General features: G+C 63.4%; 12 protein-coding genes. 8 read left to right on the forward strand and 4 right to left on the reverse strand.

What is annotated here, in order from left to right; translation table 11 throughout:
• Positions 1 to 19 precede the first annotated feature (19 nt).
• The 4 genes from NKH67_RS13510 to NKH67_RS13525 all read left to right on the forward strand — a co-directional run bounded on the left by NKH67_RS13510 (position 20) and on the right by NKH67_RS13525 (position 3,847).
• A complete protein-coding gene (locus tag NKH67_RS13510) occupies positions 20 to 619 on the forward strand; it encodes a TetR/AcrR family transcriptional regulator (RefSeq protein WP_352614617.1) in 600 nt (199 codons plus the stop codon).
• Positions 616 to 1,542 carry a haloalkane dehalogenase gene (locus NKH67_RS13515; RefSeq protein WP_352681389.1) on the forward strand — a complete coding sequence of 309 codons (927 nt, stop codon included), beginning with the start codon at positions 616 to 618 and terminating at the stop codon, positions 1,540 to 1,542. Before NKH67_RS13510 ends, NKH67_RS13515 begins: the two co-directional genes overlap by 4 nt.
• 260 nt (positions 1,543 to 1,802) lie before the next feature.
• A complete protein-coding gene (locus NKH67_RS13520) occupies positions 1,803 to 2,165 on the forward strand; it encodes a hypothetical protein (RefSeq protein ID WP_352540430.1) in 363 nt (120 codons plus the stop codon).
• An 83-nt stretch (positions 2,166 to 2,248) separates the two neighbouring features.
• On the forward strand, positions 2,249 to 3,847 hold the full coding sequence (locus NKH67_RS13525) for a peptide chain release factor 3 (protein WP_502893745.1): 1,599 nt from the start codon (positions 2,249 to 2,251) through the stop codon (positions 3,845 to 3,847).
• Between the two features lie 172 nt (positions 3,848 to 4,019).
• Here the strand turns inward: NKH67_RS13525 and NKH67_RS13530 are convergent, their stop codons facing one another.
• A complete protein-coding gene (locus NKH67_RS13530) occupies positions 4,020 to 4,493 on the reverse strand; it encodes a VOC family protein (RefSeq protein WP_352743080.1) in 474 nt (157 codons plus the stop codon).
• A gap of 286 nt (positions 4,494 to 4,779) precedes the next feature.
• Between NKH67_RS13530 and ilvD the strand changes: the two genes are divergently transcribed.
• From ilvD to NKH67_RS13545, 3 genes are all read left to right on the forward strand, one after another.
• Positions 4,780 to 6,624, forward strand: coding sequence for a dihydroxy-acid dehydratase (gene ilvD, locus NKH67_RS13535; RefSeq protein WP_352614564.1), 1,845 nt, complete (start codon positions 4,780 to 4,782; stop codon positions 6,622 to 6,624).
• A gap of 231 nt (positions 6,625 to 6,855) precedes the next feature.
• Positions 6,856 to 8,130, forward strand: a complete 1,275-nt coding sequence (locus NKH67_RS13540; RefSeq protein ID WP_353031121.1) for an amidohydrolase family protein — start codon at positions 6,856 to 6,858, stop codon at positions 8,128 to 8,130.
• 220 nt (positions 8,131 to 8,350) lie between these two features.
• A complete protein-coding gene (locus NKH67_RS13545; RefSeq protein ID WP_352540426.1) occupies positions 8,351 to 9,271 on the forward strand; it encodes a DMT family transporter in 921 nt (306 codons plus the stop codon).
• Here NKH67_RS13545 and NKH67_RS13550 read toward each other — a convergent pair.
• Positions 9,268 to 10,170, reverse strand: a complete 903-nt coding sequence (locus NKH67_RS13550; protein ID WP_353031123.1) for a phosphotransferase — start codon at positions 10,168 to 10,170, stop codon at positions 9,268 to 9,270. The two genes, NKH67_RS13545 and NKH67_RS13550, sit on opposite strands and share 4 nt — an antisense overlap.
• A 103-nt stretch (positions 10,171 to 10,273) precedes the next feature.
• On the opposite strand from NKH67_RS13550, the gene NKH67_RS13555 reads away from it, so the two are divergent.
• Positions 10,274 to 10,906 carry a class I SAM-dependent DNA methyltransferase gene (locus NKH67_RS13555; RefSeq protein ID WP_353031125.1) on the forward strand — a complete coding sequence of 211 codons (633 nt, stop codon included), beginning with the start codon at positions 10,274 to 10,276 and terminating at the stop codon, positions 10,904 to 10,906.
• A gap of 18 nt (positions 10,907 to 10,924) precedes the next feature.
• Here the strand turns inward: NKH67_RS13555 and NKH67_RS13560 are convergent, their stop codons facing one another.
• Complete coding sequence (locus tag NKH67_RS13560) at positions 10,925 to 13,378, reverse strand: GcvT family protein (protein ID WP_353031127.1); 2,454 nt, start codon at positions 13,376 to 13,378, stop codon at positions 10,925 to 10,927.
• Positions 13,375 to 14,259 carry a phosphotransferase gene (locus tag NKH67_RS13565; RefSeq protein ID WP_353031201.1) on the reverse strand — a complete coding sequence of 295 codons (885 nt, stop codon included), beginning with the start codon at positions 14,257 to 14,259 and terminating at the stop codon, positions 13,375 to 13,377. Before NKH67_RS13565 ends, NKH67_RS13560 begins: the two co-directional genes overlap by 4 nt.
• Positions 14,260 to 14,465: the final 206 nt, after the last annotated feature.

Here is a 14,465-nt window from a genome sequence, read left to right on the forward strand (position 1 = left end):
CGTACGTATTTTACCTGGCATGGCTAGACATTCACTTCGCGAAAAACTTCTCGACGCCGGTTTCAAAACCATCTGGAGCTCCGGCTATTCGGCCGCCGGCGTACGCGACATCGTCGCCGCGGCCGATGCCCGTCCGGGGTCCTTCACCAATCATTTTGCCTCCAAGGAGGCGTTCACCGGCGAGGTGCTGGACCGCTATTTCGCCTATGTGAGCGGTTTGGCGGAGCAGGCCCTTGCCCGGGACGGCACACCCCCGGTCGGGCGCTTGCGCCGCTATCTCGAAATCATCACGTCGAAGCTGGAGGCGCATGATTGGGCACGGGGCTGCATGATCGGCAATCTCAGCCTCGAGACGGCTGCTCACAGTGAGGCGCTGAGGCTGCAACTCGTCGCCATCTTCGAACGCTGGCGCAAGCCCTTTGCCGAATGCATCGCCGAGGGCCAGGCGGCTGGCGACATCACCGACGCGTTCGATGCCGAGGACCTCGCCGATTTCCTGTTGAGTTCCTGGCAAGGCGCGATGCTGCGCATGAAGGTGGAGCGCAGTCCCGAACCGCTCGAGCGTTTCAAGAATATCGTCTTCAAAACAGTCTTCGTAAAAAAGGAGCTGATCCGATGAACCCGAAACTCGAAAAGCAGCAATCCCGCACAACGGTGCCGCGCTCGGAAGTCGCGGTACTCGATTCCACCATCTCCTATGTCGAGGCAGGTACTGCCGGTCCGACGGTGCTATTCCTGCACGGCAACCCGACGTCGTCCTACATCTGGCGCGACATCATCCCGCATGTGGCGCCGTTCGGCCGCTGCATTGCGCCCGACCTGATCGGCTATGGCCAATCCGGCAAGCCGGACATCGACTATCGCTTCTTCGACCACGTCCGCTATCTCGACGCCTTCATCGAGACGCTTGGCATCAGTGACGTGGTGGTCGTCGCGCAGGACTGGGGCACCGCGCTCGCCTTCCATCTCGCGGCCCGGCGGCCGCAGCGGATCCTCGGCCTCGCCTTCATGGAATTCATCCGCCCCTTCGAGAGTTGGGACGATTTTCACCAGCGTCCGCAGGCGCGCGAATTGTTCAAGGCAATGCGCACGCCTGGCGTCGGTGAGAAGCTTGTCCTGGAAGACAACGTCTTCGTCGAAAAGGTGCTTCCGGCTGCGGTGCTGCGCACGATGAGCGATGAGGAAATGGCCTCCTACCGGGCACCGTTCCCGACGCCCCAATCGCGCAAGCCGATCCTGCGGCTGCCGCGCGACCTGCCGATTGAAGGCCAGCCCGCCGATGTCGCTGCCATCAGCGAGTACGACCATCGGGCGCTCCGGCTCTCCTCCTACCCGAAGCTGCTTTTCTCAGGCGATCCGGGGGCCCTCGTCTCGCCGCATGCGGCACGGGAATTCGCGGCCGGCCTGAAGAACTGCCGGTTGATCGATCTCGGACCCGGCGCGCATTATCTACAGGAGGACCATGCCGACAGGATCGGCGCCACAATTGCCGAGTGGATTCCGGAGGTGGCCTTCGAGAGCCGAGCGACCGAATCGGCCTGACGTCGGGACGTGAACCGGCGGCAGCCGGAGAGGTCGACAGCTTAGCTCTGCCGGTGCCAAGCGATGGAGGCGCCAATGATGCCGGATCCAATGACGATGATGTTCTTGCTCACGGCCGTGTACCTTCAAACGCCCAGGACTTCTTGCCCTCATTGCCACCATGCTACAGACTTACCAAGGGCGTTGCCGGGACCGCTCTCGAAGCGGGTCGATGACGATCGCCTCACTGGAAACGTTCAGCTCAATCACATGAGGGTCATTTGCGCCGCTGGATAAAAGGGTTGGTTTTTGCTGCAGCCGGAGCCGCCATTGTCTATGCCGTCTTCTTTGGCCCGCTGCCGTTCGTTCGATCTTGGTGGCAGGACGACAACTGGCTGGATCCTTTGCATAAACGCCATCGCATCGCTGACGGTTTGGTGCTGACCGGGGCGTTGGTTGGGAAATCGCGGGCAGAAGTTGTTGCCATGCTCGGCGAGCCGCCGAAGACGGACTATTTCGAGGACTGGAGTCTGGTTTATATTCTTGGTTCGGAAAGAGGATTTTTTTCGATCGACTCTGAATGGCTGGTTATGCGCCTGGATGACGTTGGCTCGGTCACGCAGGCGGCTATCGTCAGAGACTGAACCTGCTGCCGGGGTATCAGCGGTGTTTCCGTTCGACACGCTGGAAAAGCGCTGCTAGAAGCCCGCGCCACAGACAGGATTCCATGAAATTGGCTGAAGACATCGAACAAGCGGTATCGCGCCGCCGCACTTTCGCGATCATTGCCCACCCCGACGCCGGCAAGACGACGCTCACCGAAAAACTGCTTTTGTTCGGCGGCGCCATCCAGCTTGCCGGCGAGGTCAAGGCCAAGAAGGACCGCATCCAGACCCGCTCGGACTGGATGAAGATCGAACGCGAGCGCGGCATTTCGGTGGTCACCTCGGTGATGACCTTCGAATACGAGGACACCGTCTTCAACCTGCTCGACACGCCCGGCCACGAGGATTTCGCCGACGACACCTATCGCACGCTGTCGGCGGTCGACAGCGCGGTCATGGTCATCGACGCCGCCAAGGGCATCGAGCCGCGCACGCTGAAACTGTTCGAGGTCTGCCGGCTGCGCGACATCCCGATCATCACCTTCGTCAACAAAATGGACCGCGAAAGCCGAGACCCATTCGACATCCTCGACGAGATCGAGCAGAAGCTGGCACTGGATACAGCGCCGATCACCTGGCCGATCGGCCGCGGCAAGACCTTTTCCGGGACCTACCATCTGGCGCTGAACGCGGTGCGCAAGGGCGACGCCGAAAAGGAGCGCACGCCGGTCAATGGACCCGATTCCAACCGCGTCGCCGGCCTGTTGCCGGAGAACGAGCGCGAGGCCTTCATCGAGGAGCTGGAGCTGGCGCGCGCGGCCTGTCGCCCGCTCGACCTCGATGCCTTCCGCGAGGGCCATCTGACCCCGGTCTATTTCGGCTCGGCGCTGCGCAATTACGGCGTGCGCGACCTGATCGAGGCGCTCGGCGCCTACGGGCCGCCGCCGCGCGCGCAGGAGGCCGACAGCCGCAAGGTCGAGGCGACCGAGGACAAGATGACCTCCTTCGTCTTCAAGATCCAGGCCAATATGGACCCCAATCACCGCGACCGCATCGCTTTCGTGCGCGTCTGCTCCGGCAAGCTCGAGCGCGGCATGAAGGCCAAGCTGGTGCGCACGGGGAAACCGATGAGCCTGTCGGCACCGCAATTCTTCTTCGCCCGCACCCGCGTCACGGCCGACGAGGCGTTCGCCGGCGACGTCGTCGGCATCCCCAACCACGGCACGCTGCGCATCGGCGACACGCTGACCGAGGGCGAGGAGATCCTGTTTCGCGGCGTGCCGAATTTCGCGCCTGAAATCCTGCGCCGCGTTCGCCTCGGCGATGCCATGAAAGCCAAGAAGCTCAAGGAAGCGCTGCACCAGATGGCCGAGGAAGGCGTCGTGCAATTGTTCTCGCCGGAGGACGGCTCGCCAGCCATCGTCGGCGTCGTCGGCGCCCTGCAGCTCGACGTCTTGAAGGAGCGGCTAAACTTCGAATACACACTGCCGGTCGATTTCGAAATGTCGCGCTTTTCCGTCTGCCGCTGGATATCGGCCGACGACAGGGCCGAGCTCCAGCGCTTCATCGAGGCGCATCGCGGCGACATTGCCCGCGACCTCGACAACGATCCGGTGTTCCTCGCCCAGCACGCCTTCTCGCTCAACTACGAGGCCGAGCGCTGGAAGGCGATCCGCTTCACCGCGGTCAAGGATTATCAGGTCCGCGACAGGGCGGCTTGAGCTGTTGGTTTTCCCTTCTCCCCTTGTGGGAGAAGGTGTCGCCGAAGGCGACGGATGAGGGGTGTTCCAGAAAACACCAACGTCTCATTCCGTCCCACACCCCTCAACCGTCTCGGCGCTTCGCGCCGATCCACCTTCTCCCACAGGGGGAGAAGGCAAGATCGCGTTCCATTCACCCCTTGGCTGCCTCTTCGATCTTGGCGATGTCGATCTTGCTCATCTGCATCATCGCCTGCATCACGCGGCCAGCCTTTTCCGTGTCGGGGTCCAGCAGCAGCCTGGGCAGCTGTTCGGGAACGACCTGCCAGGAGAGGCCGAATCTGTCCTTCAGCCAGCTGCACTGGCTGGGCTGGCCACCGCCCGCGATGAGCCTGTCCCAGAAATAGTCGACCTCTTCCTGCGTCTTGCAGTCGATGGAGAGCGAGACTGCCTGGGTGAACTTGAATTGCGGGCCGCCGTTGAGCGCCTGGAACTGAACGCCGTCGAGCTCGAATGAGACCATCAGCACCTTGCCCTCATTATCGCCGCTGCCCTTGGGCCAGCGCATCACGCTCAGCACCTTCGAATTCTTGAAGATGGAGATGTAATGGTTCATGGCCTCCTCGGCCTGGTCGTCGAACCACAGGCAGGGGGTGATCTTTTGCATTCGCTTGCTCCTCGGGCTGGTTTTGGCTTGTTTCGCTCGCAAACGGCCGGCTGGCAATTGATGCCCGGTCCGCCGTCTGCTCAAGGACGCTCGAGCAAACCACGATCCGACAGCGCTTCTGACTTTTTTACGGCCTGGACCGGCTGCGTCTTTGGCTGGCCGCTCGTTCCGCACCCTGGCGCAGCGCAAAATTGTGGCCAGACCAGAGTGTGCCGTCTATAAGGCCTGCGGCTCAATTCCGGTTTTCCGCACCTTTGGGCGCGACGCAGACAGCAAGGACAGTTCAATGCCCGCCTACCGTTCCCGCACCACCACCCATGGCCGCAACATGGCCGGCGCCCGCGGCCTGTGGCGCGCTACCGGCATGAAGGATTCGGATTTCGGCAAGCCGATCATTGCCGTGGTCAATTCCTTCACCCAATTCGTGCCGGGCCATGTCCATTTGAAGGATCTCGGCCAGCTGGTTGCCCGCGAGATCGAAAAAGCCGGCGGCGTCGCCAAGGAGTTCAACACCATTGCCGTCGATGACGGCATCGCCATGGGCCATGACGGCATGCTCTATTCGCTGCCGTCGCGCGAATTGATCGCCGACTCGGTCGAATACATGGTCAACGCGCACTGCGCCGACGCGATGGTCTGCATCTCGAATTGCGACAAGATCACGCCCGGCATGCTGATGGCGTCGCTGCGCCTCAACATCCCGACCGTCTTCGTCTCCGGCGGGCCGATGGAGGCCGGCAAGGTGGTGCTCGCCGGCAAGACCCAGGCGCTTGACCTGGTCGACGCCATGGTCGCAGCCGCCGACGACAAGGTGTCCGACGAGGACGTCAGGATCATCGAGCGCTCGGCCTGTCCGACCTGTGGCTCCTGCTCCGGCATGTTCACCGCCAATTCGATGAACTGCCTGACCGAGGCGCTCGGCCTCTCGCTGCCCGGCAACGGCTCGACGTTGGCCACGCACGCCGACCGCAAGCGGCTGTTTGTCGAGGCCGGTCATCTGATCGTCGATCTCGCCCAGCGCTATTACGAGCAGGACGATGACACCGCGCTGCCGCGCAGCATCGCCTCGAAGGGCGCCTTCGAGAATGCCATGACGCTCGACATCGCCATGGGCGGCTCGACCAACACGGTCCTGCACATCCTCGCCGCGGCACATGAGGGCGAGGTCGACTTCACCATGGAGGACATCGACCGGCTGTCGCGGCGGGTGCCGGTGCTGTGCAAGGTGGCTCCGGCCAAGGCTGACGTCCACATGGAGGATGTCCATCGCGCCGGCGGCATCATGGCCATCCTCGGCCAGTTGGATAGCGCCGGGCTGATCAACCGCGACCTGCCGACGGTGCACACCGCAAGCCTCGGCGAAGCGCTCGATCATTGGGACATTTCGCGCACCACCAGCCAGAATGTCCGGGATTTCTTCCTGGCGGCACCCGGCGGCGTGCCGACGCAAGTCGCGTTCAGCCAGGACCGCCGCTGGGACGATCTCGATCTCGACCGCGAGAAGGGCGTCATCCGCTCGGCCGAACATCCTTTCTCCAGGGATGGCGGCCTTGCCGTGCTGAAAGGCAATCTGGCAATCGATGGCTGCATCGTGAAGACGGCGGGCGTCGATGAATCGATCCTGAAATTCACCGGTCCGGCAAGAGTGTTCGAAAGCCAGGACGCCAGCGTCAAGGCGATCCTGTCGAACGAGATCAAGGCCGGCGATGTCGTCGTCATCCGCTATGAAGGGCCACGCGGCGGACCCGGCATGCAGGAAATGCTCTACCCGACCAGCTATTTGAAGTCGAAAGGTCTCGGCAAAGCCTGCGCACTGATCACCGACGGTCGTTTTTCCGGCGGCACCTCCGGCCTGTCGATCGGCCATGTCTCGCCGGAAGCCGCGGAAGGCGGTCTGATCGGGCTGGTCAGGGAAGGCGACACGATCGAGATCGATATCCCCAACCGCACCATCAGGCTTGCTGTCGACGACGCCGAACTCATCGCCCGTCGCGCCGCGATGGAGGCCAGGGGAACGGCTGCCTGGAAGCCCGAAGAAAAGCGCAAGCGCAAGGTGACGACAGCCTTGCGCGCCTATGCGGCGATGGCGACAAGTGCCGCCAAGGGGGCGGTGCGGTACGTGCCGGAATAGAGGCTTTTCCTTCTCCCTTTGTGGGAGAAGGTGGATTGGCGCGCAACGCCAAGACGGTTGAGGGGTGCTGGACGGAGTGCCGCCGGCGCCAAGCTGGAACACCCCTCATCTGGCCGCTTCGCGGCCACCTTCTTCCACAAGGGAAGAAGGGAAGGGCCGCGCCTGAAGGTTCCGCCTTGCGGCAGCACGCTGCATGGAAAGAAACGGCTTTTTTGAACGAGGTGGCGCTAGATGGATTTTGACCTTGTGGTGCGCGGCGGGATGCTGCCCGACGGCAGGATCGCGGATATCGGCATCGTCGGCGAAACGATCGCAGCGATAGAGCCCGAGCTGAACGTCAGCGCCGGCACGGCGATCGATGCCCATGGCAATCTGGTCTCGCCGCCCTTCGTCGATCCGCATTTCCATATGGACGCCACGCTTTCGCTCGGCATTCCGCGCATCAATGTCTCGGGCACGCTGCTCGAAGGCATCTCGCTTTGGGGCGAGTTGAAGCCGCTTCTGACCCACGAAGCGGTGCGCGACCGTGCGCTCGCCTATTGCGACTGGGCGGTGTCGATGGGCCTGCTCGCCATCCGCACCCATGTCGATGTTTGCGACGACCGCCTGCTGGCGGTCGAAGCGCTGCTCGACGTGAAGAAGACGGTTGGCCCCTATATCGACCTGCAGCTGGTCGCCTTCCCGCAGGACGGGTTTTACCGCTCACCGACGGCGCGCGACAAGACCATCCGGGCGCTCGACATAGGCGTCGATGTCGTCGGCGGCATTCCGCATTTCGAGCGCACAATGGCCGACGGCACGCGCTCCGTCACCGAGCTCTGCGAAATCGCGGCGAAGCGCGGCCTGATGGTCGACTTGCATTGCGACGAGACCGACGATCCGCTGTCGCGCCACGTCGAGCAGCTTGCCTATGAGACGCAGCGGCTCGGGTTGCAGGGCAGAGTGGCCGGCTCGCACCTGACATCGATGCATTCGATGGATAATTACTACGTTTCGAAGCTATTGCCGCTGATTGCCGAGGCCGGCGTTTCGGCGATCCCCAATCCGCTGATCAACATCATGCTGCAGGGCCGCCACGACACCTTTCCCCAGCGCCGCGGACTGACGCGGGTCAAGGAGATGCTGGCGCAAGGCATCCGCGTCGGCTGGGGCCAGGATTGCGTGCTCGACCCCTGGTATTCGCTGGGCACCGCAGACATGCTCGACGTCGCCTTCATGGGCCTGCATGTCGCGCAGATGTCGAGCCCGGCCGAGATGGCGCGCTGCTTCGATATGGTCACCAACGTCAATGCCGCCATCATGGGCCTCGACCACCTTGGCCTGGCGGTCGGCAAGCGCGCCAGCCTGGTCGTTCTCGATGCCGGCAACCCAGTCGAGGCGCTGCGGCTGCGCCCAGAGCGTCTCTGCGTCATCGCCAGGGGCAAGGTGGTGGCCGAGCGCAGCCGGCAGGACACGCGGCTTTCGATCGCTGGAAGGCCGGGCACGGTGAACCGGCGCCACGCTTAAAGCGCGTCGCGTTTGAACGGACCCACGCGACGCGCTTTAAGGTCTTGTTTTTAAGCGTGTCGTTATCGCAAAAACCGCTGCACACTTTTGCGCGACATGCATTAGTCCAGCCGATTTCCGGCGCTGGTCTTACCGAATTCTCGATTTTCGCCTCGTCATGGCCGCAGCTTGCGACTACGACGCGGGTCACCGTACCCCACGGCGAGGAACCGGTAACGGAATGGCGCAGCCCGCAGCCCAGTACTCAACGATCATGAACGTGCTGCTGGCCGGCATCCTGCTGATGCTCGCCGGCGACTTCCTGTTTGCGCTGAACGACGCGATGGGCAAGTGGCTGGTCGCCAGTTTTTCCGTCGGCCAGGTCGTGCTGATCCGCTCGATCGGCGCGTTTTTCATACTCGGGCCGATGATTGCACATCAGGGTGCGGCCAAGCTGTTTCGCATGGAGCGGCCGGAGCTGCAGCTGCTTCGCGTGGTGATGACGACGCTCGACACGGCGCTGTTCTACGCGGCGGTCGTCTATCTGCCGCTCGCCGATGTGATGAGTTTTTACATGGCCGGGCCGATCTATGTCGCGGCGCTGTCGCACTTCCTGCTCGGCGAAAGGGTCGGCTGGCGCCGCTGGGCGGCTATCCTGGTCGGTTTCTGCGGCGTGCTGATCATGCTGAAGCCGTCCTCGGCCGCGTTCTCGCTGTCGTCGATGTTCGCGCTCGCCGGCAGCATTTCCTTTGCCTTCGCCATCATCCTCAATCGGCGGCTGCGCGGCACCAGCGACACCTCGCTGGTTACCTGGCAAACCATCGGCACGCTGCTGGTCGGCGCTGCGTTGACCCTCGGTAGCTGGAAGACGCCGTCCTCGCTCGATTTCGGCGCCATGCTGCTTCTCGGCATCGTCTCCTGCGGCGCGCATCTGATGATCACCAGGGCGTTGAAGCTGGCGCCGGCCTCGACCTTGGCGCCGCTGCATTACAGCCTGCTGTTGTGGGCAGTGGTCTTCGGCCTCGCCTTCTTCGGCGATGTGCCTGGGCCGCGCATCCTGATCGGCTCGGCCATCGTCGTGCTGGCCGGCCTGTTCATCTTCCACCGCCAGAAGGTGGTCGACACGGTACCGCCGGAAAACGTGCCGAAGGGTGTGAATTAACCCCGGCGCACCGCTGCGAGATGCCGCGAAAATTCCGGCATCTCCATCAGTGCCTTGCAGCGCGCAAACCGGCCGTCGGCATAGGCGCGAAAGTTGTCGGCCGTATTTTTGTTGGCAAGCTGGATCAAGCCCCAGAGCGTCCACAACAGGTCGCACATCGCCTTGTAGATGACGATGCGGGCGCGCTCCGCCGGTCTCGGCTCGCCGCCGAAATAGGCCAGCATCATCTCTTCGTCCTGCGCGGCGTCGAATTGCCCTTCGACCGAGAGGTCGCCGAGATCCCAGAGCGGATCGTTCATCCCGGAATATTCCCAATCGACGATCCACATCCTGTCGCCGGTATCAAGAAAGTTCTCGCATAGCGGGTCGCAATGGCAGGCGACGATCGACAGAGGTTGAGCCGCAAGTGCTGAGCGCACTGCCTCCGCCTCGCGGACCACATCGTGGTAGCCGGCAGGCAGGGCGACGTCCCTGGTTGACAGCACTTTCAAATAATCGTCGATCATCGCAAACAGCTCGAAGCGGAAGGGGAACACCGCGCCGGATGTGTGCAGTCTGCGAAAGGCCTTGCCGGCGCGTGCCGGGCTGCCCGGCCGAATCTTGAACTTTTCCGGTGACATCGTCTCGGCACCGGCGATGAAGCGGGTCACCAACACGCCGGTCTCGGCATCGACATGCAGCACATCGGGACTGACGCCGGCCTTCGCCGCTTCCCGCGCCGCCACTGCCTCGTTGGCGCGGTTGATGTATTCCTCGGTACCCTTGCCGGGGATACGCAGGCAGAAATCCTTACCCCTGAAGACGAGGTTGGTGAGACCGCCGAGCCGTTCCAGAGGGCCGTCATAGCCCGCCAGCATCGGAATGGCCACAAGTGCGGCGCGCGCCCGGTCGTCCGCCATGGATTTCGCTCCTTTCCCCGTGTTATTGGGACGACGACGGTTCCACAGTTTTCGCCGTTTGGCTATGATCGCGTTGCGGATCGATACCAGGCGACGGAAAGCGATGACGGACAGCAATCAGCAGAGCGCACTCGCCGCAGCCTATGCGGCGAAGCGGCCGGAAGACGTCGCGGCTCTTTACGACAGGTGGGCCGGCACCTATGACGCCGACATGTCGGTGGCTGGCTATCGCCATCCCACCATCTGCCTTGCCTTGCTGGCCCGCCATCTGGCGCGCGGCGCCGCTCCTCTGCTCGATGCCGGCGCCGGCACCGGGCTCATCGGCGAATGGCTTGCCATTACCGGTTATCCGCAGGTCGAGGCGCTCGACATCTCGGAAGGCATGCTGGCGCAAGCCGCGCGCAAGGGCGTCTATTCAGCGCTGCACTGCCTGGCGCTTGGCGGACCGCTGCCCTTCGTGGACGACGCCTATGCCGGGATCATCTCAGCCGGCGTCTTCACGTCCGGCCATGTCGGGGCCGAGGGTCTGGACGAGCTGATCCGCATCTGCCGGCCGGGCGGGGTGATCGTGCTGACAGTGAAGAACACGCTGTGGGATGCCGGGTTTGCCGCGCGGATCGCCGAGCTCGAGGCGCAAGGCACCGTCACGCGCGCCGAAGAGACGCCGCCCTATGTTTCGATGCCAGGCGAGGCCGATACCGTGCCGAGCCGGGGGCTGGTGCTCATCGTGAACTGAGGCTGAAACCGGAAGGCTCTATGCCTTCACCTTTGCTCCTGCCGGATCGTAAAGCGGCTCGAGGTGTATCTTAGCCGGCGTCCGTTCCATTGCCACCACCAGCTCGTAGTTGCCGGAGGTAAGGAAATCATCGTTGACGCCATCGGCATTGCGCACATAGCCGTAGCCGATGTTCTTGCCGATGGTGTAGCCATAGCCGCCGCTGGTGAGATAACCGACCGCCTCGCCGTTGCGCAGGATGGTCTCGCGCCCGAGCAGCACGACGTCTGGATCATCGACGGTGAAGCCGGCAAAGCGTTTGCTGAGCGTCGAGCCATCGAGCTTTTCAAGCGCCCGCCGGCCGAGGAAATCGGTGTTCTTCCTGAGCTTCACCGCCCAGCCGAGGCCGGCCTCCTGCGGCGTGTCGTTGGGTGTAATGTCAGCGCCCCAGGCGCGGTAGCCCTTTTCCAGCCGCAGCGATTCCAGCGCCCGATAGCCGACCGGGCGAATGTCGTGGACAGCGCCCGCCGTCATCAGCGCGTCGAAAACCTCGCCCGTCGCCGCGATCGGCGCATGCAGTTCCCAGCCGAGTTCGCCGACATAGGTGACGCGCAGTGCCCGGACGGCGTGACCGGCAATGGCGATCTCGCGAACATGGCCGAACGGAAAGGCGGCGTTCGAGACGTCGGCATCGGTCACCGCTGACAGCACGTCACGGGCGCGCGGCCCCATCAGCGACAATGTGCCGAAATCCTCCGTGACGTCGGTCAGCGTCACGTCGAACTCCCTGCCGATATGATCGGCAATCCAGGAGAAATCATGCGTGCGGAAACCGGTGCCGGTGACGATGTAGAATTTTTCCTCACCGAGCCTCGCCACGGTCAAATCGGCCTCGATGCCGCCGCGCGTATTGAGGAGCTGCGTGTAGGTCAGCCGGCCGACCGGCTTGGCGACGTCGTTGGCGCAGATCCAGTCCAGCGCCTTCAGCGCGTCGGCTCCGGTCATTTCGTATTTGGCGAAAGACGACTGGTCGAAAATACCGATCTTTTCGCGCACGTGGCGGTGCTCGTCGCCAACCGCCGGGAACCAGTTCTGCCGGCCCATCGAATAGACGTCCTTCGGCTTGATGCCTTCCGGCGCGAACCAGTTCGGCCGCTCCCAGCCAAGTTTCGAGCCGAACACGGCGCGATGTTTTTGCAGCCGCTCGTACAAAGGCGAGACGATGCGCGGCCGGCCGCTGACATATTCCTCATGCGGGAAGCCGATCGTGTAGTGCTTGCCATAGGCTTCCAGCGTGCGGTCGCGGACCCATTGCCGGTCGCGGTGGAGATCGGAGAAGCGGCGGATGTCGACCACCCACAGATCGAGCGGCGCCTCGCCGTCGACGACCCATTGCGCCAGCACCCAGCCGGCGCCGCCGCCGGACGCGATGCCAAAGGCATTGAAGCCGGCGCCGACGAACATATTGGCGCATTCCGGCGCCACACCGAGGATGAAATTGCCATCCGGCGTAAAGCTCTCCGGCCCGTTGATCATCTGCCTGACGCCGGCATTGGCGAGCGCCGGGACACGCTCGATCGCCTGGCTCATATGCTGCTCGAAATGATCGTAATCATCGTCGAACAGCCGGAACTCCCAATCGTCCGGCACATCGCCGCCCGGTAGACCGGTCGTCCACGCCTGCGGGTTCGGCTCGTAGCCGCCCATCACCAACCCGCCGACCTCCTCCTTGAAATAGGTGCGGCGATCGGGGTCGCGAATTGTCGGCGCGTCGGTCGGCAGGCCATCGATCTTTTCGGTGATGATGTACTGGTGCTTCACCGGCTGCAGCGGCACGTTTATCCCGGCGAGCGCACCCACCTGCCGCGCCCATTGCCCGGCGCAGTTCACTACCTTGTCGCAGGCGATATCGCCTTTGCTGGTCTTTACCGCGGTGATGCGGCCGTCTCTCATTTCGAAGCCGGTGACCCGCACCTCCTCGAACAATTTTGCGCCATGCATGCGCGCACCCTTGGCCAGCGACTGGGTGATGTCGGAAGGGCTTGCCTGACCGTCGGTCGGCAGCCAGGACGCGCCGACGAGGTCGCCGGTTTCCAGCAGCGGCCACATTTCCTTGACCTCGGCCGGCGACAGCAGATGCATGTCCATGCCGAAGCTCTTAGCCGTCGTTGCCAGCCGCTTATACTCGATCCAGCGGTCGCCATTGGTGGCGAGGCGCAGGCAGCCAGTCATCTTCCAACCGGTGGCGAGGCCGGTTTCGGCTTCCAGCCCCTTGTAGAGATCGACCGAATATTTGAGCACGCGCGTGATCGACGCCGACGAGCGCAGCTGGCCCACCAGCCCGGCAGCATGCCAGGTCGAACCCGAGGTCAGTTTGCCCTGTTCGAGCAGTACGATTTCGGCCTTGTGGTCGCGCGCCAGATGATAGGCCGTCGAACAGCCGATGATGCCACCGCCGATGACGACGATCCCGGCCTGGGCGGGCAAGGTCATGTCCGCGTCCCGTATTTTGTCCTGTAGTTTTCCAGGGCGGCTTCGAGCCGCGCCAGGTTTTCGTCGGCGTAGGCGGCGTAGTCGACACCGGGCGCGTCGAGGTAAAGCTCGGAAACCATGCCCCACATCGCCTCACGCAGCAGCGACGCGCATTGCATGGCGGCGTGCGAGCGCCGTATCGCCGGGTCCGGCTCCTTCATGAAATAGGCGGTGAGGAAGGCGAAGGACTCCTCGTCGCTCATGCCTGCATTCGACGCCGCGCCGGCAAGGTCGAACATCGCGGTGTTGAAGCCTGCATATTCGAAATCGATGAGCCACAGCCTGTGACCGTCGTCGATTATGTTAGCCGGCAAGAGGTCATTATGGCCGAAGACGATCGGAAGCAGCTTTTGCGCACGCTCGAGCTCGTCCGCCAGCGTCAGCAGGCGCGGCAGTTCGCCCAGCTTGCGGCTGCGGCCTTCCTCCAGCGTGCGCGCATAGTCGCGAATGACATGGAATACCCAGAACATGAAGCCGGCGCCGGAGACATGACCGGGCATCTCCCGGTGGAAACCGCGCAGCAACGCGGCAACGCGGCCGAGATCGGCGCGCACGTCCTGCGCGACATAGGCCTTGGCGCCGAGATACTCCGTCACCATGACGCCGGGTCCAGTGTAATGGACGGCCGGAGCGAAGCCTGCCGCGTGCGCTGCCCGCGCCGTCATCATCTCGCGCTCGCGAAAGACATGGTGGAACGGATAGTCCTGGCCGAGCCGCACGACGTGCCGCCCGGCCGCGTCCTTGACCAGATAATTGGCATTGCTCAGCCCGCCCGGCAGCGGCGCGATGCCGATGCTGCCGGTCCAGCAAGGCAGCGCACGGATGCGGTCTTCGACAGTCACGATCTCGTCCAACATTGGGTCAATTTTCCACGCATGTCACGGCTGGCCAGCGATGACAATCGGACGGAGGAATGGAGGCAACGCGAAGATCTCGTCGGTGCAGATCTCGGGATCGGTATCCCGCACCGCACCGACGAGCCCCTTTGTGCCGGGTTCTTCGACGCCGGCATCCGCCCCCGCGGATCCTGAATTTCGGTACCCTTGCA

Source organism: Mesorhizobium sp. M0968 (genome assembly GCF_040319065.1).
Classification (GTDB): Bacteria; Pseudomonadota; Alphaproteobacteria; order Rhizobiales; family Rhizobiaceae; genus Mesorhizobium.

What these genes read in the sequence shown, in the direction of transcription:
- NKH67_RS13525 (WP_502893745.1), top strand. Translation starts at nt 2,249, where the DNA reads ATGAAATTGGCTGAAGACATCGAACAAGCGGTATCGCGCCGCCGCACT.
- NKH67_RS13515 (WP_352681389.1), top strand. Translation starts at nt 616, where the DNA reads ATGAACCCGAAACTCGAAAAGCAGCAATCCCGCACAACGGTGCCGCGC.
- NKH67_RS13510 (WP_352614617.1), top strand. Translation starts at nt 20, where the DNA reads ATGGCTAGACATTCACTTCGCGAAAAACTTCTCGACGCCGGTTTCAAA.
- ilvD (WP_352614564.1), top strand. Translation starts at nt 4,780, where the DNA reads ATGCCCGCCTACCGTTCCCGCACCACCACCCATGGCCGCAACATGGCC.
- NKH67_RS13545 (WP_352540426.1), top strand. Translation starts at nt 8,351, where the DNA reads ATGGCGCAGCCCGCAGCCCAGTACTCAACGATCATGAACGTGCTGCTG.
- NKH67_RS13540 (WP_353031121.1), top strand. Translation starts at nt 6,856, where the DNA reads ATGGATTTTGACCTTGTGGTGCGCGGCGGGATGCTGCCCGACGGCAGG.
- NKH67_RS13555 (WP_353031125.1), top strand. Translation starts at nt 10,274, where the DNA reads ATGACGGACAGCAATCAGCAGAGCGCACTCGCCGCAGCCTATGCGGCG.
- NKH67_RS13550 (WP_353031123.1), bottom strand. Translation starts at nt 10,170, where the DNA reads ATGGCGGACGACCGGGCGCGCGCCGCACTTGTGGCCATTCCGATGCTG.
- NKH67_RS13560 (WP_353031127.1), bottom strand. Translation starts at nt 13,378, where the DNA reads ATGACCTTGCCCGCCCAGGCCGGGATCGTCGTCATCGGCGGTGGCATC.
- NKH67_RS13530 (WP_352743080.1), bottom strand. Translation starts at nt 4,493, where the DNA reads ATGCAAAAGATCACCCCCTGCCTGTGGTTCGACGACCAGGCCGAGGAG.